Raw genomic sequence first — 18139 nt, 5'->3', positions numbered from 1 at the left:
AACCTTCAACCAAAGTATATTTTCTACCACTTATTTCATAAAATTCATCAAATACTTTAGGGATGACCTCATAAGCTTTGTCCATCGCCTTGCTAAGTTGATATTTGTTATTTATAAGGTCAGGTTCATTCATGTATGGACCAATTGTCACAGGATTTTCAGGGTCTGTTGCAACAATCCTGGGTGGTGGAGTTTTCCCTACAAACTCTTGAACATCTTCTTTGTTCTTAAAATAACTTACAACTCTTTTTTGATGATTTGTGAAAAATCCATCATACGCAACAATCACAGGCAAATTAACCTCAGGGTGTTCGCTAATCTTTACTGCCATGATATTCATGTCATAAACTCTTTGAGGGTCTTTTGCCAGCAAGATTATCCACCCGGTATTTAATGTAAACATCAAGTCGCTATGATCACCTTTTATATCTAAAGGTCCGGAAATTGACCTTGTGACTAAATTCAAAACCATTGGAAATCTTGTACCAGATTGAACAGGCAGCTGCTCTAATGCATACATAAGACCATTGGCACTTGTTGCATTAAAAACTCTTCCACCACCTAAACTTGCACCGTAGCAAATTCCTGCTGCCCCATGCTCGCCATCTGCTGCAATAAGCAAGATATCATGCTGACCATCTGCTCTCATCTGGTCAAGTTCTTCTGCAATTTGGGTTGATGGCGTTATAGGGTAATATCCCATGATATGATAATTTATTTGCGATGCGGCCAAAGCCGCCATTTCATTTCTGCTTTCAAAAATTGTTTCTTGAGGTTTTATCATGAATTTTCACCATCCTTATACCATCTCTCATATATATCAAAATCATGTTTGGCAGAGATTTTCTCAATGTCATGTTCTCTTTCAATTCCCTCAACAAGTGCTCCACTTGGACAGACATCCACACATCTCAAACATCCTTTGCAATATCTATAGTCTGGTCCTAAGTTGAACATTTTAGTTTTACCGTTTTCTGGAAATCTATCCCACACAAAGACATAATCAGGACATGTTGTTTCACAAAGACCACAATGGATACACTTTTCTTTTATAAAGATAGGAATTTTGCCTACTCTACTTGTAATGTTGTTTTTTGTAATGGTATTTGCATATTCAATAATAGTTCCACCAATTGGAGCGTTTTTATAGCCTATTGGACGTCTCTCTTCTTGATATTCCACATAAGGATATTTTCCATCATATTCAAAATATTTAGATTTTACTTCATTATAACCTGCTTCAAGTCCAGCAAGATTTGATGGTATTGTTTGAGGATATTTTTTCTCAAAAGCCTCTTTGACCAACTCCTTTACGCTGTCTAAACTTATAAATCCAAGCATTTTTACTATTGCACCCAGCATTACCATATTAATTCTTGTCTTTTGTTCAAGAGCTATTTTAATGGCATCAATAACTGCAACAGTGCCGCTTGCAAGTTTTAAAAAGTCACGAGCTGCATACACATCTTTACTTGTATTCAGAATGACTATACCGTCTTTTTGAAGCCCTTGAGTGACAGGATTTGTATTTACCATATTTTCATGAAATATAGCCACCAAATGAGGTTTTACAACTGGCGAATTGATTCTTATTTGCTTTTCCTTTGGCGCAAATCTAATATATGATTTTACAGGTGTGCCTTTTTTCTCAGAACCATAGCTCGCAAAATTTAGAGCATTAAGACCACTTCCAACAACTCCTGCCTCAGCTAAGATTTTACCCGCAACATTAGCCCCAAGTCCGCCGATACTTTCAAGTCGAATTTCGTAGTATCCAAGTTCGTTTGTGGTTGGTAGCATTGTTCATCTCCTCAATTAAATATTTGTTTATTAATTTTTACTCTGTTTAAAATATGAATTAACATGTTTTAAAATTTCATCTCTATTATTTTTCTCAGGATTGCGAAGAATATATTCATATATTATCTGTAATACGTTTCCTAATTCTTTGCCTTTTAACCCGAGCTTCAATAAATCATCGCCTTTTATCTTAACATCTTTTTTGCTAACAAGCTTATTTTGAGCCTTTAAAGTACTAAACAGTTCCATCATTGCTTTATCTTTCTTTAAAATTGAAAGTGTAGAAATTATTCCTTCTGGCATCTTCTCTTCCTCAAAATATACTTTTTTTACGAGGTACTCTGTTGCATATTCAAAATTTAGATAGTTACATAGCTTTGTTGCAAGAGTGATATTTTTTTTATCAAATCTGAGATCTCTCATTATATCTTCCACCTTTTTTGAATCTCGGAAACAAGCAAAAAATGCTGGAATTTTGAACTCAGAAGGAATCAAATCAAACTCTGTTGAATGCAGAAAGCTGTATATTTTTATATATTCTGGAATCACAGTCTCTCCAACACCACTTTCATAAAGCAGTTTTATACCATATAAAGAGTTTTTGCTGCTGAGAATCTTAGAAAGTTCAGCATTTATTCTCTCCTTAGAGATCTTTTTCAAAAGGTCTTTTAAGAGCACAACACCCTCAAATGTCTTCTTATCTACGCTAAAATTAAGCTGAGTTGCAAACCTTATACACCTCAGAATTCGAAGAGCATCTTCAAAAAATCTCTCGTGAGGATTTCCAACACAGCGAACAATTTTATTTTTCAAATCATCAAGTCCGTTGAAATAATCAATAAGGCCCTCATCTGGGTGATATGCCAGGGCGTTTATCGTAAAATCCCTTCTCTTTAGATCCTCATAAAGACTGTTTGTAAACTCCACTGTAGGCCATCTGTGATTTTGATATTCTTTTTCTATTCTAAAAGTTGTAACCTCAATCTTCACATTGTTTATTATGACTGTTACTGTTCCATGTTTTATCCCAGTTGGAATTGTCTTTTCAAAAAGTCTCATCACATCTTCTGGCTTTGCATCTGTTGCAATATCAAAATCCTGTGGAGTGATACCAAGCAAATAGTCTCTTAGGCATCCTCCCACTAAGTATGCTTTGAAATTGTGCTGATTTAGCCTTTTTATCACTTGCATTGGTTCATCCTTTAGCTTTATCATAAAATCACCCTTTTTTTTCGTTATTGTCATTGTCAATAAAATATCATACAATTTGATTATATGCAAAAACTATAGCCTGTTTCCAAATTTAATTGAAAGCCAAAAACTCTATCAAAAAGGAGATGACATAAAATGTTTGACTATCATATTCATTCAAACTTCTCATCCGACTCAAATATGAGCATGGAAGTTGCTATCAATAAAGCTTTAGAGCTTGGCCTCGATGAGATAGCTTTTACTGACCACATGGACCTTTTATATCCACCAGTTTCATATCCTATTTGGGATATAGATTACGAAGAATACATGAGAGAATTTTATTCTGTTAAGGAAAAATACAAAGGAAAAATTAAGATCAAATTAGGTGCTGAAGTTGGTTTGCAACCACATTCTATAGAAAAAAGTTTGGAGATCTTAAATAGCTATCAGTTTGATTTCATTATTGCATCAACCCATGTTGTAGATTTTCAAGACTTGGCAGATAGCGTTTTTTATATAGGCAAAACCAAAGAACAGGCTTTTTTGAGATATTTTGAAGAAACATTAAACCTCATAAAAATGTTCGATAAGTTTTGTGTCTATGGTCATCTTGACATTGTAAAGCGATATGGAAATTATGAAAATAAAGAATTGGACAGAAAAGAATATTGGGATCTTATAGACGAGATTTTAAAATTACTCATACAAAAGGGAAAAGGAATTGAAGTAAACACTTCAGGTTATAGATATGGCCTTCAGACGCCTCATCCTGAACCCAAGATCTTGAAAAGGTATTATGAGCTGGGTGGAGAAATTGTCACAATTGGGTCTGATGCTCATTCTCCAGATTTTATCGCTTACATGTTTAAACCAACCATTGAAATGCTAAAAGACATTGGCTTCAAATATTTGGCAAAATTTGAAAACTTAGAACCAGTATTTATAAAAATATAGGCCCTCATATGAGGGCTTTTTCTATTATACCACCGCCAACCACAATATCATTATTATAGAACACAACAGACTGGCCAGGTGTTATTGCACGCTGTTTTTCATAAAACTTAACAAGTACTTTATCATCTTCTATAGGTATAATTCTTGCTTTTGCCTCTTTAGCAGTATATCTTATCTTTGCTGTAACTTCTATTTCAGATTCTAATTTGTCAAATGGGATAAAATTCAAATCAGTTGCAATAAGTGCATCTGCAAATATCTTATCTTCATCCCCCAAAACAACCTTGTTTTCTTCTGGCTTTATAGCAACTACATACATTCTCTTGCCAGTTGAAATACCAAGTCCCTTTCTTTGTCCAATAGTGTAATTGTAATAAGCCTTGCTTTTTCCAAGGATGTTTCCTTCTGTGTCTACGTACACACCCTCTTCTTTAATCCCTGTTTCTTTTTCAATAAACTTGCCATAGTTATTGTCAGGAATAAAGCAAATTTCCTGGGAGTCAGGTTTTTTTGCAACAGGGAGCTTAAATTTTTCTGCAAGTTTGCGAACCTCATCCTTTGAAAATTTTCCCAAAGGGAAAAGAGTTTTAGATAATATCTCTTGCGTCATGTTATATAACACATATGTCTGGTCTTTTTCTTTTGCTTTAGACCTCTTCAAAAGGTATCTGTTTAAACTGCCGTCATATTCTATAACTGCATAATGACCAGTGGCAATATAGTCCATACCAATAGCAATCGCTTTTTTTAAAAAAAGTTCAAATTTAATCTTTCTATTACACATTATACAAGGGTTTGGAGTTCTACCTTTTATATATTCATCAATGAAATAATCAATTACTGTTTTCTTAAAATCATCTTTCATATTGAACACATAGTATGGAATATCAAGTATATTAGCGACTCTGCGAGCATCCTCCACTGCATAGAGCGAACAACAACTCTTTCCTGTAATTAGTTCCTCTCCACACTCGTTTTGCCAAATCTGCATAGTAGCACCGTATACCTCATATCCTTCTTCCTTTAAGATTGCGGCAGCAACAGAAGAGTCAACACCTCCACTCATTGCAACAAGGACTTTTTTCTTCAAAAAATCTCACCCTTTTATTTCAATTTAGTTTTGTGTTTGCTGCTTCTGCTTGCTCAAATAATCCTCTATTGCAGCCTTTATTGCCTCTTCAGCCAAAACAGAACAGTGAAGTTTATTTGGCGGAAGACCATCTAACGCTTCTGCTACAGCCTTGTTTGTAATTTGCAATGCTTCTTCAATAGTCTTTCCTTTTACCATTTCTGTTGCCATTGAACTTGTTGCAACAGCAGCACCACACCCAAATGTTTTAAACTTTGCATCAACTATAATACCATTTTCTATCTTAAGATACATCTTCATTATATCCCCACATTTTGGATTACCTACTTGAGCAACACCATTCGCATCCTCAATCTCACCAACATTTCGAGGATTCATAAAATGATCCAAAACCTTCTCACTATACATCTTTAATTACCCCCTTTTTTACCTTTTCATAAAGTGGACTCATTTCTCTGAGCCTCGACACAATTTCTGGCAGGACTTCTAAAAGATAATCTATATCTTCTTCTGTATTATCCTCACCTAAGGTTATTCTCAACGAACCATGCGCTACCTCATGCTCAAGCCCTATTGCCAACAGCACATGTGATGGGTCTAAAGACCCTGATGTGCAAGCAGAACCGCTTGATGCTGCAATCCCTTTCATGTCAAGCATCAAAAGCAAACTCTCTCCTTCAATAAACTCAAATGAGAAATTAGCATTGCTCGGAAGCCTGTTATATCTATCACCATTTAAACGAACATAATCAATCTTGCTCAGAACCCCGTCAATGAGCTTATCCCTCAGCTTTTGAAGCCTGCTTGCATACTCTGTAAGATTTGCAGTTGCAAGCTCAATCGCCTTGCCAAGCCCAACAATTCCAGCAACATTCTCTGTTCCTGCACGTCTGTTTCTTTCCTGTGCTCCTCCATGCGAAAATGGGTGAATTTTTGTCCCTTTTTTGATATAAAGAGCTCCAACTCCTTTTGGTCCATAGAATTTGTGAGCAGAAAGTGATAGTAAATCAACATCTAAATCTTTAACATCAACAGGAATTTGACCAATTGCTTGAACAGCATCTGTATGAACAATTATTCCTCTTTCTTTTGCTATTCTTGCTATCTCTTTAACTGGCTGAATTGTACCAATTTCATTGTTTGCGAGCATTACAGAAATCAATATAGTATCATCTCTTATTGCTTCTTTGACTTTTTGAGGATCCACAATACCATTTGGCTCAACAGGAACATATGTCACTTCAAACCCTAAACCCTCAAGATATTTTAGTGGGTGCAAAACTGCATGGTGCTCAATGGTTGTTGTTATAATATGCTTACCTTTATCTCTATTTGCAAAGGCTACACCCTTTAATGCCCAGTTATCTGACTCTGTTCCTCCAGAGGTGAAAAATATCTCTTGCACCTCTGCATTTAAAGCCTTAGCAACCCTTTCTCTTGCAAGCTCAATTACCTTCTTTGCTTCTCTGCCAAGTTTGTAGATGGTTGATGGATTGCCATATTGTTCTGTGAGATATGGCATCATCTCCTCTAAGACTTCTTTTTTTAGCGGGGTTGTTGCCGCATGGTCAAAATAGATAATTTTTTCCTGCATTTATATCATCTCCTATTATTTTTATCTTTATAGTGGGTTTTCTATGTCTATTATACCCTCTTTTTTAAATATAAAACATATAAGACTCATTTGCTGTCATCTTTTTATAATCATCAACCAAGTCTTGCAACGTTATTGAGTCTACAACATTTTCAATTGCTTCTTTTACCTTCTCCCAAACCTTTTTAGTAACACAAAAGTCTTTTCGTGGACAATCAACCTTCTGAGTATCATCAATGCATTCAGAAGGAGCGAGTGAACCTTCCAATGCCCTTAAAATATCTCCAATTGTGATTTTAGAAGGCTCCTGAGATAACATTGAGCACCTCTTATACTTTTCACAAGCCCGGCTTTTTTTAAAGTTGCAATTAGCTGCTCTAAATAATGTTCCGAGATTTCTTGACGTTCGGCAATGCTCTTGAGTGAAACAAGTCCTTCATCATAATGTAGTGCTAAATCAAACATTGCCCTTACTCCATATCTTCCTTTTGTCGACAACCTAAACATTTTTATCTCTCCAATTCCGACTTGTATACTCGGTTTTATATTATAATAACACTCTCAAGTTAGTTTTGTCAAGAATATAAAAAGTTGTCCCTTGTATAGTTGCAAAGACGTTTGTCATACCAAAATGACGTACAAACAAGTATTTCATTCATATGCCTATTTGCTTTTTTGTGCTATTACTAAAAACATAACCTCATTGTCAATCCAATATTTAGGCTTTAAGCTTGCTTCTTCTATCCATTTGATGATAACAAACAACTCGGGAAGAAAGTGTCTCTTTACTGGTTCAGGTAGGTTTTTGTGGAGATTGTTAATTTCTTGTCGTGATTGTGAGTGGCATATGACAAGTTTACCGTTTTCCTTCAACATTGTAGAAAGTTTTTGCACAGTTTTCTTTTTATCCTCAAAATGAGGAAAGACCGAGTAGCATATTATAGCGTCGAAGTATTCTTCAAACTCAAGATCCATAACATCACAGTGTAGAAATCTAACGTTCTTTTTGCCTTTGTACTTTTCCCTTGCTTTTTCAATCATCCTTTCAGAAATATCAACTCCAATAACTTCTCCTTCCTCTCCCACAAAGTTCAAGATATACTCAACCAAGACACCTGTGCCAGTACCAACATCCAAAACCTTCTCACCTTTTTCTTGACTTTGTCAGTTTGAAACTCAAAAAGCTTGGGGGGACTGGGATTGACAAAATATGGACCTCAATTTTGTCACTACATCATTTCCTTATACCAATAAATTCTAAGCCTTCCTCATATGTAATGAAATTTTTTGGCCCCTTTATCTTCATCACATTCAGTATATCTCCAGCTCCTCCTTCTGTCCTTTGCTTTATCAAATATCTCTTCCCTTTTATCTCTATTTCAATAAAATTCATTGAATCTATTGCTTTCATTATCCCTTCACTACTTATTCCTTTACCTTTTTTCCTCAAAATATATTCCAATGTCCTCTGTAATAAAAATGCCAAAAAACATATCACAAAATGTCCTTTTATTCTGCTTTCTGTAAAGTGATATATCGGTCGTACTTCTAAACAGCTTTTCATTACTCTGAAAGACTGTTCTATCTTCCATAAATCGTGATATGCTCCTAAAACTTCTTCTACATCCATATCCTTTTTGCTCGTTTGTATTGCATAGTAACCGTCAAACTTCTCATCTCGTTTTATCGCTTCCTCATCCAATACATATTCTTCTGACTTTGATTTCTTCTTCAAATATTTCCTCGCACCTTTTTTCTCTGAGGCTGTTATACTTCCTTTGTTCTCTAAAAGCTCTTTGGCTTTTGATACCAATCTCTCTCTGTCTTCTTTGTCTTTCTTAGCTCTCTTGCTTGAATAGGTTATTATCAGTCTCTCTTCTATTTTAAACTCTTTACACTCTTCATCCTTGATAACATTTGTTCTTTCCAATACCTTATATTTGAATTCATCTCCATAAATTTCTTCAGCATTCAAACAACTTTTTCCATCAAGCCTTTTATATCCTTCTTGCTTAAATACTTCATCTAAAATTTCTTTACTTGCATTCTTTAATCTGCTTGCTACTATATAATCGTATCCCGCTTCTTTTATCATCTTTAAATTTAATCTGCTGTTGAGCCCTTTGTCTGCTACTATCACTATCTTATCTATACTAAATTTTTCTTTCAGTTTCCTCAGTATCTTTACCATTGTTTTGCTATCTATTGTATTGCCAGGAAAAAGTTCATAACCTATCGGCCTGCCTTCTTTGTCTACCAAAAGCCCTAACACAACCTGTACTTCATTTATCTTGTTGTCTTTGCTAAAACCAAAATTTTTAAGTTCATCGGCTCTACAACTCTCAAAGTATATTGTCGTCACGTCATAAAAAACTACATCAACTACCATCTTAAATAAATCCCTATTTTTCTGATACAGATACGTCTCTAAATCTTCTTTTATACTGTCAAGAAAATCTAAACACCTGTACAACTGATTTAAATCTATATCCTCTTCAAATCCAAAATATTTATTTCTCTGATGATAAGTTCTTAGTTTGCTCATAGGTTCTATCAATCTCTGTATGGTCATTAAAAAACTTACTTTGTCTACATCAAATTTTATCTTTCTCCCTTTTGTTGCTCTCTCTTTTAAAAACTTATCTATTTCAAGTTCTTCCCATAACTTTCTGAATACAATGTATCCCCAATTTTTTATAACTGCATCCGATACATCCTCTTCAGATTCAATAGTAACAGCTTTTGTATTTCCAGTAGTTGTTTTTTCAACAATGTCGGATAGTTTTCTTACAATGTTTTTAAAAGCAGGATCACTTTTGAGAAGATCAAGTCTACCAAAATTAAATAACACTCTTTGTTTTACCTTGCCATTTTCACGATAGTTTTCGACTAATCTAACATACTGGTAACCGCCAGCATTAGTTATTTTGACAAACATATGGTAACTCCTCAAAGGTATTTTGAGTAATTGTACCACAAAATATTCAAAATGTCAAGTATTTATAGCATATTTCAGACTATAATTTGCCACTACAATTTTTAAAATTTTTTATTTTTCTATTCTCAAAACCCGCATAAATTAAGACTTTGTTATTTTTTGTTAGCTCAAAAACTCCTCCTAACTGACAAAGTCAAGAAGACACCTGTGCCAGTACCAACATCCAAAACCTTCTCACCTTTTTTAAGTGAGATTAATTGCATAATCTGGTTAATCTTTTGAGGGTCATGCCACACAATTTCATCCCATTTGTCTGCCAACAAGTTGAAATACTCTCTTGTGTCCATAAAAAGTGCACTCCTTTTTAAGATCTTATCCTGCTTTTTTATTTTTCAGCCCTTTTAGCTATTCCATAACGCTCAAGTGCCAACATTAAAAGTGGAATCACAATCAACTGAATTGCAATCCCTGGCAGACCTTTCGTAATACTCCCAGCAATAAATATAATAGGACCTGGCAGTTTTGCGGCAAAGAATGTTACCAAAAACCATACAACTATTCCTGCTACAACCCGCCCGAAAATCATACTTAAAATCAAAGTTACATATATGTTTAGTTTAAGCTTTCTGGAATATCATTGGAATTATAATCCCTAATGCGATAAAAAATCCACTTAAAGCAACTTGCCTTGTTTTAGTTGCCATTTTTATATTCCTTACTAAACTGAGTTTTTAAGTTTACAATAAAAATAAAAACCCACGAAGGGAATACTTCCCTTCGTGGGTTTGTTGCTTTATTTAGCTATATTTTTGATTATGCCTACTTCTAAATTTTTCCTTCCACCTTCGTGGTGGAATTAATTTTTTGATTATGATTTTAACACAAACTTGCTGCTTTGTAAATGACAATGCAAAAATTTAACTCGAATAGACATAAAGATATTTTCCACAGTTAAAATATATTTGAAGACAACGCAAAAGAATAAGTTATAGAAAGGAAAAGAAACCGTCTGCTTATTTTTTAACATAATGGAAAATAGTAAAAAGTTTTACAGCAGCAGTTCAAGAAAACTGAAAGAATGGAATGTTATGTTACCGTTGTAAAATATCTAAGTGGGTATGAAGTTTGCTATCTTTTGCTTTTCTAAAAGTACCAATCAACTGCCATTTGTAACTAATTTGCCTCGGCAGTATAAAGTTTTGATAACCTTTGTTACCGTTCTTTAAGGCTTACATACTTTACATGGTATATAACCAGCTTTTATAGCTTCTTTACGTGATTGGAAGTACACCCGATTGTAAGGTGAGATCTTCTGAGCCCATTTACACCATGGGTAATGAAATTTCTTTGAATTTGTGTTGCCTACATACTGTTGTGATTTAGTAGTGGTTGTTTGAAATAACTCTTGATAATACCAAAGTCCCTTACCTTTTTGTTGTGCCTCACGTTGAAATTTCAGGAAGTACTCAGTATATTTCACATCAGGTGGATAAGTAGCAACCTGAGCATACCCCTCAAGTACAAGAATGGCATTAAAAAGTTTTTGCCGGATTTCACTTTCATTTATTTGTGCGGGAGGACTTAACCAAATGTATCGCAATAATCTACCGTACTTATCTCTTTCGCTTATATCTTTTTCAAGATAAACGTACTTATTAGACAGACTTTCTTCAGTAAAGAGTGAAGCTTGAACACCGTAGGGTTCAAGCCTATCAGTACTTTCAGGAGCATTGACACCTATAAATCTTACTTTTTCTTCTTTGCCGCTTGGTAACCTAACCACTATTGTATCTCCGTCTATCACTTTTGTTACAAAAACTTTTGTAAAGTTTATAGGAAAAGGTTGAACGGGTTTACCACTTTCTTTTTTATATGTAGCCGTTGGAACAGTAGTATTGGCCAGTTGCTTGGTTCGATGAGATTCTGAGAAGGTATTTTCATTATAGACTGCTTTTGTAACTGGAGATTGAAGGCTAGAAAATAAGGCGCTTGTTTTTACGTTTGTATTTGGACTATTTACAGTTTGAGGCTGAGAATTAATTAACACCGACAAACTAACGAATAGAGCAAGAAAAGAGACAACAAATGTCTTTATTGTCTTAGCAAGATACTTGTTTATACGTGCATATTCTGAAAACTCAGACAACGATTGAATAACATAACCTAAAGCAAGAAGGAATATTCCAAAGGGTAAGTATCCAAACAAGAAGAAGAAACAAAGAAGGTAATAAATAGTTAATAAAACCTTTTTAACAGGAGTTAATTGTTTGGGATGAGGTAACAAATTATAAACCAGCCGAAGAACTTTCCGCATTTCATATCACCAAGAAACATAACTTTCCCAAGTTAATATCTCTTTTGCACTTAATTGTTTAATCGAAGTTCGACAGTATTTAATATACTACCAGATTCTACAAGTTTTGCTTATCAATCTGGGTAAAAACAATTGCATTTCATATATGGTGTTTTCAATAGATAATTATATAATGATTTTTTTTTATCCTCCACTGGAGTCACACCTCTTTATTTGAGAAAATACGCTAATATGTTTGTCTTATTTTAGTCTCTTGGGTTCTCCAGAAAATATTTTAAAACGCTTTTATCTATTAAGACATAATTTTGGAGTGTTAATCCTCTACTTTCGATATCTTGCCTCTCGCTTGCATGAGTCACATCATCCTTATACCCATATGCAAGAATATCTGTAATTTTGATAGCGTCGAGATATGCTTATCAGGGTGTGAAAAGTTTATCACGATAAAAATCCCAATGATAAAGTTAATAGTTTTTATATGGGATAAGTTGTAGCACCATGAGGGAATTTCAAAAATTTTTATTTTAACAACAAAGAAATGGTAATTTCCGTTTTCATAATATCGCTCGAACTTTATAAAAGAACTTATCAAACAAAGATAACTGAAAGGCTTTATGATAAAATATTGAGCCATTCCACAAAGATGTTAGTAAAAAGCCAATTTGTCACGTGATAAAGGTATTCTAATTGACAGAACTTTAAAATAGTGCTTATTGCTGAGTGCACAAATAAACATAGGTATATAACTTTCGTCTTTATACCCAGGTCCATCGCTTAAACCTTTTTCACATATGTTCTTTACATCACTGTATTTCAGCAAGCTAAAAACCAAAGAAAATATAAAAAGGTCTTTTTAGATTCTCATATACTATCAGACTTCTCTTGACTTTGTCAGTTAAGAGGTGTTTTTGAGCTAACAAAAAATAACAAAGTCTTAATTTATGCGGGTTTCAAGAAGAGAAAAATAAAAAATTTTAAAAAATGTAGGGACAAATTTTAGCTTAATATATACTGAATTTGCTTGACTTTTTAAATATTTTGTGGTACAATATAACAAACTATCTTCAAGGAGTTGCCATATGTTTGTCAAAATTACTAATGCTGGCGGTTATCAGTATGTTAGGTTAGTCGAAAATTACCGTGAAAATGGTAAAGTAAAGCAAAGAGTACTATTTAACTTTGGTAGACTTGATATTCTCAAAGATGACCCCGCTTTTAAAAACATTGTAAAAAAACTATCTGATATTGTCGCTGAAACAACTACTGAGAATGCAAAAGCTGTTACTATTGAATCTGAAGAAGATATTTCGGATGCAGTTGTAAAAAACTGGGGATACATTGTATACAGAAAGTTATGGCAGGAGCTTGAAATTGATAAGTTTTTAAAAGGGAAAGCAGCAAAAGAGAGAAAGATAAAATTTGATGTAGACAAAGTAAGTTTTTTAATGACCATACAGAGATTGATAGAGCCAATGAGCAAACTAAGAACTTATCATCAGAGAAGCAAATATTTTGGATTTGAAGAGGATATAGATTTGAATCAATTGTACAGGTGTTTAGATTTTCTTGACAGTGTAAAAGAAGATTTAGAGACATACCTGTATCAGAGAAATAAAGACTTATTTAAGATGGTAGTTGATGTAGTGTTTTATGATGTGACGACAATATACTTTGAGAGTTGTAGAGCGGATGAACTTAAAAATTTTGGGTTTAGCAAAGACAACAAGGTAAATGAAGTGCAAGTTGTATTAGGGCTTTTGGTGGACAAAGAAGGCAGACCGATAGGGTATGAACTTTTTCCTGGTAATACGATAGATAGCAAGACGATGGTAAAGATACTGAGGAAGCTGAAGGAAAAATTTAGTATAGATAAGATAATAATAGTAGCAGACAAAGGGCTTAACAGCAGAATAAATTTAAAGATGATAAAAGAAGCTGGGTACGACTATATAGTAGCAAGCAGATTAAAGAATGCAAGTAAAGAAATTTTAGATGAAGTTTTTAATGAAGAAGGATATAAAAGACTTGATGGCAAAAGATGTTTGAATGCTGAAGAAATTTATGGTGATGAATTCAAATATAAGGTATTGGAAAGAACAAATATTGTCAAGGATGAAGAGGGTAAAGAGTTCAAAATAGAAGAGAATTTGATAATAACGTATTCAAGCAAGAGAGCCAAGAAAGACAAAGAAGACAGAGAGAGATTGGTAAGAAAAGCCAAAGAGCTTTTAGAGAACAAAGGAAGCATAACAGCCTTAGAAAAGAAAGGTGCAAGGAAATATTTGAAGAAGAAATCAAAATCAGAAGAATATGTATTGGATGAGGAAACGATAAAACGAGATGAGAAATTTGACGGTTATTATGCAATTCAAACGAGCAAAAAGGATATGGATGTAGAAGAGGTTTTAGGAGCATATCACGATTTATGGAAGATAGAACAGTCATTCAGAGTAATGAAAAGCTGTTTAGAAGTGCGACCGATATATCACTTTACAGAAAGCAGAATAAAAGGACATTTTGTGATATGTTTTTTGGCATTTTTACTGCAAAGGACATTGGAATATATTTTGAGGAGAAAAGGTAAAGGAATAAGTAGTGAAAGGATAATGGAAGCAATATATTCAATGAACTTTTTTGAAATAGAGATAAAAGGGAAGAAATATTTGATAAAGCAAAGAATTGAGGGAGGAGCTGGAGATATACTGAATGTAATGAAGATAAAGGGTCCAAAAAACTTCATGACATATGAGGAAGGCTTAGAATTTATTGGTATTAGCAAATGATGTAGTGACAAAATTGAGGTCCATATTTTGTCAATCCCAGTCCTCCCAAGCTTTTTGAGCTTCAAACTGACAAAGTCAAGAAAATAGTGCTTATTGCTGAGTGCACAAATAAACATAGGTATATAACTTTCGTCTTTATACCCAGGTCCATCGCTTAAACCTTTTTCACATATGTTCTTTACATCACTGTATTTCAGCAAGCTAAAAACCAAAGAAAATATAAAAAGGTCTTTTTAGATTCTCATATACTATCAGACTTCTCTATTGAAAAGGATCTTAAAAAATGGGATAATATGTTATGTAATGAAAAAAGAAAAAAGGGAGGAAATTACAGGAATATAGCAAAAGAAGCAAGCTTGAGATATAACAAAAAAGAAAAATTTAGCGAAAGATGACAATACAAAATAAGGAATTCGTTAAAAGGAATACTGAAAGTAGATAGAAAAGCGTTAACGTTGGTTGATGAAACTGGTAGACAACGATGGGATGTTTCTAACCTTGAATAGAAGGTGTATTTGTTCTTATTGCCAGACACCTAGGAAATGTAAAACCTAATCCTGTTTAGTTCTTATACATATATTTTTTCGAAAGGAGAATGTGATCTATGCAAGATCGTTGTAACTACCTTGTACCATTACATATAGGTGATTTTAGAATTTTAGACCATTCACAAAATATTTTTAACAAAATTGTTCTGACTTCAAAAAGAGGTTTTTGGATATACGATTTAAAGAATTCTCAGCTTTACATTTCAAATGGCGAAGAAGCTTTTGTCATAAGAGATAGCCGTAATATTTCTAAGCAAAGTAAAAAAGTTTTAAATCAAGAAGATTATGATTATTTGGTTGAGACAATTAAAAAAACTATTAAAGCTAAAGATAAAGGATTCTCGCTAAAGGTAAACCTAAGAAATGGCAAATGGATTTTGATATCAACTGTGGTAATTTACGACAATGATATACCAAACAAGATCATAGGATTTTTTGAAGATGTGACTACTACAGTGGTGAGGAATATAGACGCTAATAGGTATATTGAATTTTTGGCTTATTACGTTGATGTCACAAAGCTGCCAAATAAATATCATATAAGCGAAATAATAGAAGAGAGAATTAGCAGGGCCAAAACGGTCAACTCAAATTTCTGGATAATGTTTATTGAGATAAGCGAATTAGGAATAATAAACGAACTATTTGGTCACACAGTTGGAGACAAATTTTTAGAAGCAGTTTCATTGGAAATAAAAAAGAAAATTCCTCATGAATGGATATTAGGACGATTTGGTGGTGACGAGTTTGTAATTGTTACAACATGTGCTAAAACAGAGTTTATAGTAAACAAGTCTTTAGAGCTGATAGATAGGTTTACAAAAGCTTGGAATGTAATGGGTAAAACATTTTTTGCAACTATCAATATAGGAATAGCAGGTTATCCTGAAGATAGACAAAATTCTTCAGAACTTTTGAAAAATGCTGAAGCTGCTTTGACCCAAGCTAAGAGAAATGCAAGAGAATCTGGAAAAGAACAGTATGAATTTTACAGTACTGAAATTACTGAAAGTATTTTACAGAGAGTTGAATTAGAAACTGAGATTTTAAAAGGTATTCAAAAAAGGCAATTCTTTTTAGTTTATCAGCCAAAGTTTTCTACAGATACTCATAAGGTTATGGGTTTGGAAGTCCTCCTTAGATGGAATTCTAACAGAGGTATTTTGACTCCCGATAAATTTTTAAGTGTTGCTGAAGAAAGTGGTTTGATTTACGAACTCAATAAGCTTATTATAGACACACTATGCAATGACCTACGCTTTCTTAAAGAAGAAGGATTGGATACAAAACCTATTGCAATAAATCTTTCTGGGAAAGAATTTGCGTTCTATAATATGGTTGCAAATTTAAAAGAGGCTCTTTAAAAATATAATTTAAGCCCAAGTGATATTGAAATTGAGATAACTGAAAAGATAATTCTTAATGATATTGAACTTTCTAAGTCAATATTTAGAAAATTAAATGATTTAGGTATAAAGATTTCTATCGATGATTTCGGAACAGGTTTTTCATTCCTTGAACTCCTGCTTAGTCTTCCAATAAATGCTTTAAAGATTGATAAAAAATTTATTGACAGGATTGATTTTTGGGGGAGTGAGTATGTAATTGTCAAAAACATTATACACATGGCGAAAGAACTCAACCTAAAAACAGTTGCAGAAGGAGTGGAAAGAAAAGAACAGTATGAGATATTAAAAGACTTGGGTTGTGACGAAGTGCAGGGATATTTATTTGCAAAACCTATGAAAATAGAAGAAATTGTGGCTTTTCTAAAAGGAATGCATTAGAACCTTTGGATCAAATACTAAACTCGTCCCTTAAAAGGGTGACTAAAATGCTTGAGGAAGAGTTATTGAAAATAGTTAACAGCCTGCCAAAATTCAAAAACTTATACGATATCATAAGAGTAGTTGACTCAGTAAGAAAAGTTTCTCTTGCAACTCTACATAATGAAAATTTCGATCTGAAAGAAGAAATGTGCTATGTTTTTTGTAAACAGCCTAAGCCATGTACACGATGTATTGCAATAAAAGCATATACTCAAAACGATAGCTTATTTGAAATAGTAAATTGGAAAGGCAAGCTATATCTTGTTATCGCATCTCCCTTTAAAGAAGTGAATTCAGATACTATCATCGTTGAGATAATAAAAGACATTACTCAGAAAGGATACATACTCAACGAAGGAAGCAATACCTCACCAACCATCAAAGCATATCTCGACGAAATAAGCACTCAAGTAATTGTTGATGAACTCACAGGTTTGTACAATAGAAGGTACATTGCAAAGATGTTGTTCTCTGATATAACTCGAAGTATAATGTTTGGCTATCCAATTTGCATTATCATGACTGACATTGATGGTTTTAAAGAAATAAATAACACGTATGGTCACTTGATAGGAGATAAAGTCCTAAAAGACTTTGCAAGTATTCTGAAGGGCTCCGTAAGAAAAGGAAGTGATTGGGTTGCAAGATACAGTGAAGATGAGTCTCTAATTGTAGCTAATAATACTAATGAAGAAGGCGGATACAAATTAGCTGAAAAACTGGACAATTAATTGAGAAAAAAGTTTTCAAATACGATGATATCAACATAAAGATAACAGCAAGCTTTGGAGTATATTGTGTAAAAAACACTGAAACTGACCCAAAAAAGCTTAACATCGAAACATTTATAAAACTTGTTGATAGTAAGCTGTATGAGGCTAAAAAGAATGGTAAGAATAATGTTGTTGTTTATTGAAGAATTGAAAGAAACTTAAAGTAAAATTTCAAAATGAGGTTAATTATATTGAAAAAAATACTTTCTGTAGAACTATACATTCTTTTACTACCTCTTATATTAACTGACTACTTACGTGGGTATTAATTTTTTGCTTTCCTGCACACTGGCCGGGGGCTACATCTTGCATGCCCCCGTAA

13 protein-coding genes and 4 pseudogenes (1 of these 17 running past the window's edge) are annotated in these 18139 nt (G+C 33.6%); 5 read left to right on the top strand and 12 right to left on the bottom strand.

All coding sequences use genetic code 11. The features are described 5' to 3' along the window. From OTJ99_RS05095 to OTJ99_RS05085, 3 genes and pseudogenes are all read right to left on the bottom strand, one after another. A pseudogene (locus OTJ99_RS05095) lies at positions 1–784 on the bottom strand (thiamine pyrophosphate-dependent enzyme) (it extends 1424 nt beyond the left edge of the window). Then, a complete protein-coding gene (locus tag OTJ99_RS05090) occupies positions 781–1800 on the bottom strand; it encodes a 2-oxoacid:acceptor oxidoreductase family protein (RefSeq protein WP_045164981.1) in 1020 nt (339 codons plus the stop codon). Before OTJ99_RS05090 ends, OTJ99_RS05095 begins: the two are co-directional and overlap by 4 nt. Before the next feature lie 30 nt (positions 1801–1830). Next, positions 1831–3015 carry a CCA tRNA nucleotidyltransferase gene (locus OTJ99_RS05085; RefSeq protein ID WP_045164982.1) on the bottom strand — a complete coding sequence of 395 codons (1185 nt, stop codon included), beginning with the start codon at positions 3013–3015 and terminating at the stop codon, positions 1831–1833. A gap of 132 nt (positions 3016–3147) precedes the next feature. Here OTJ99_RS05085 and OTJ99_RS05080 point away from each other — a divergent pair, with 132 nt between their 5' ends. Further along, a complete protein-coding gene (locus tag OTJ99_RS05080) occupies positions 3148–3948 on the top strand; it encodes a histidinol-phosphatase HisJ family protein (RefSeq protein ID WP_045164983.1) in 801 nt (266 codons plus the stop codon). Between the two features lie 4 nt (positions 3949–3952). Here OTJ99_RS05080 and mnmA read toward each other — a convergent pair whose 3' ends face one another. The 9 genes and pseudogenes from mnmA to OTJ99_RS05035 all read right to left on the bottom strand — a co-directional run bounded on the left by mnmA (position 3953) and on the right by OTJ99_RS05035 (position 11884). Next, positions 3953–5038, bottom strand: a complete 1086-nt coding sequence (mnmA, locus tag OTJ99_RS05075; RefSeq protein ID WP_045164984.1) for a tRNA 2-thiouridine(34) synthase MnmA — start codon at positions 5036–5038, stop codon at positions 3953–3955. Between the two features lie 24 nt (positions 5039–5062). Continuing rightward, on the bottom strand, positions 5063–5446 hold the full coding sequence (nifU, locus tag OTJ99_RS05070; RefSeq protein ID WP_045164985.1) for a Fe-S cluster assembly scaffold protein NifU: 384 nt from the start codon (positions 5444–5446) through the stop codon (positions 5063–5065). Continuing rightward, on the bottom strand, positions 5439–6632 hold the full coding sequence (nifS, locus tag OTJ99_RS05065) for a cysteine desulfurase NifS (RefSeq protein WP_045164986.1): 1194 nt from the start codon (positions 6630–6632) through the stop codon (positions 5439–5441). Before nifS ends, nifU begins: the two co-directional genes overlap by 8 nt. Positions 6633–6696: 64 nt before the next feature. After that, positions 6697–7139, bottom strand: a pseudogene (locus OTJ99_RS05060) (RrF2 family transcriptional regulator). Between the two features lie 156 nt (positions 7140–7295). After that, positions 7296–7778: pseudogene (locus OTJ99_RS05055) on the bottom strand (class I SAM-dependent methyltransferase); the annotation flags it as partial. A gap of 88 nt (positions 7779–7866) precedes the next feature. After that, entirely contained in the window at positions 7867–9570 is a 1704-nt protein-coding gene (locus OTJ99_RS05050) for an IS1634-like element ISCsa8 family transposase (protein WP_045164601.1), read from the bottom strand. Between the two features lie 167 nt (positions 9571–9737). Beyond that, entirely contained in the window at positions 9738–9917 is a 180-nt protein-coding gene (locus OTJ99_RS05045; protein ID WP_045164987.1) for a class I SAM-dependent methyltransferase, read from the bottom strand. Between the two features lie 38 nt (positions 9918–9955). Further along, positions 9956–10114, bottom strand: a complete 159-nt coding sequence (locus tag OTJ99_RS05040) for a hypothetical protein (RefSeq protein WP_269015429.1) — start codon at positions 10112–10114, stop codon at positions 9956–9958. Positions 10115–10792: 678 nt separating this feature from the next. Continuing rightward, positions 10793–11884 (bottom strand): thermonuclease family protein, encoded by a 1092-nt coding sequence (locus OTJ99_RS05035; protein WP_052671473.1) that lies wholly within the window; start codon positions 11882–11884, stop codon positions 10793–10795. A 1079-nt stretch (positions 11885–12963) separates the two neighbouring features. Between OTJ99_RS05035 and OTJ99_RS05030 the strand changes: the two genes are divergently transcribed. From OTJ99_RS05030 to OTJ99_RS13020, 4 genes and pseudogenes are all read left to right on the top strand, one after another. Next, positions 12964–14667: an IS1634 family transposase gene (locus tag OTJ99_RS05030; RefSeq protein ID WP_045164929.1), complete on the top strand. Its 1704-nt coding sequence runs from the start codon at positions 12964–12966 to the stop codon at positions 14665–14667. Between the two features lie 604 nt (positions 14668–15271). Beyond that, positions 15272–17002: pseudogene (locus OTJ99_RS05025) on the top strand (EAL domain-containing protein). Positions 17003–17049: 47 nt separating this feature from the next. Continuing rightward, positions 17050–17775, top strand: coding sequence for a GGDEF domain-containing protein (locus tag OTJ99_RS05020; protein ID WP_052671474.1), 726 nt, complete (start codon positions 17050–17052; stop codon positions 17773–17775). After that, complete coding sequence (locus OTJ99_RS13020; protein WP_108720938.1) at positions 17775–17960, top strand: GGDEF domain-containing protein; 186 nt, start codon at positions 17775–17777, stop codon at positions 17958–17960. The genes OTJ99_RS05020 and OTJ99_RS13020 overlap by 1 nt, the downstream gene beginning before the upstream one ends. Positions 17961–18139: the final 179 nt, after the last annotated feature.

Origin of the sequence: Caldicellulosiruptor naganoensis (genome assembly GCF_026914285.1) — a bacterium.
Classification (GTDB): Bacteria; Bacillota; Thermoanaerobacteria; order Caldicellulosiruptorales; family Caldicellulosiruptoraceae; genus Caldicellulosiruptor; species Caldicellulosiruptor naganoensis.
Note: the sequence above shows the minus strand (reverse complement) of the source record. Positions and strands in the feature narration are given on the sequence as shown.

Excerpts from the sequence above, each read along its gene's own strand:
- OTJ99_RS05020 (WP_052671474.1), top strand. The coding sequence starts at position 17,050 with ATGCTTGAGGAAGAGTTATTGAAAATAGTTAACAGCCTGCCAAAATTC.
- OTJ99_RS05080 (WP_045164983.1), top strand. The coding sequence starts at position 3,148 with ATGTTTGACTATCATATTCATTCAAACTTCTCATCCGACTCAAATATG.
- OTJ99_RS05030 (WP_045164929.1), top strand. The coding sequence starts at position 12,964 with ATGTTTGTCAAAATTACTAATGCTGGCGGTTATCAGTATGTTAGGTTA.
- nifU (WP_045164985.1), bottom strand. The coding sequence starts at position 5,446 with ATGTATAGTGAGAAGGTTTTGGATCATTTTATGAATCCTCGAAATGTT.
- OTJ99_RS05045 (WP_045164987.1), bottom strand. The coding sequence starts at position 9,917 with ATGGACACAAGAGAGTATTTCAACTTGTTGGCAGACAAATGGGATGAA.
- nifS (WP_045164986.1), bottom strand. The coding sequence starts at position 6,632 with ATGCAGGAAAAAATTATCTATTTTGACCATGCGGCAACAACCCCGCTA.
- OTJ99_RS05035 (WP_052671473.1), bottom strand. The coding sequence starts at position 11,884 with ATGCGGAAAGTTCTTCGGCTGGTTTATAATTTGTTACCTCATCCCAAA.
- OTJ99_RS05085 (WP_045164982.1), bottom strand. The coding sequence starts at position 3,015 with ATGATAAAGCTAAAGGATGAACCAATGCAAGTGATAAAAAGGCTAAAT.
- OTJ99_RS05050 (WP_045164601.1), bottom strand. The coding sequence starts at position 9,570 with ATGTTTGTCAAAATAACTAATGCTGGCGGTTACCAGTATGTTAGATTA.
- OTJ99_RS05090 (WP_045164981.1), bottom strand. The coding sequence starts at position 1,800 with ATGCTACCAACCACAAACGAACTTGGATACTACGAAATTCGACTTGAA.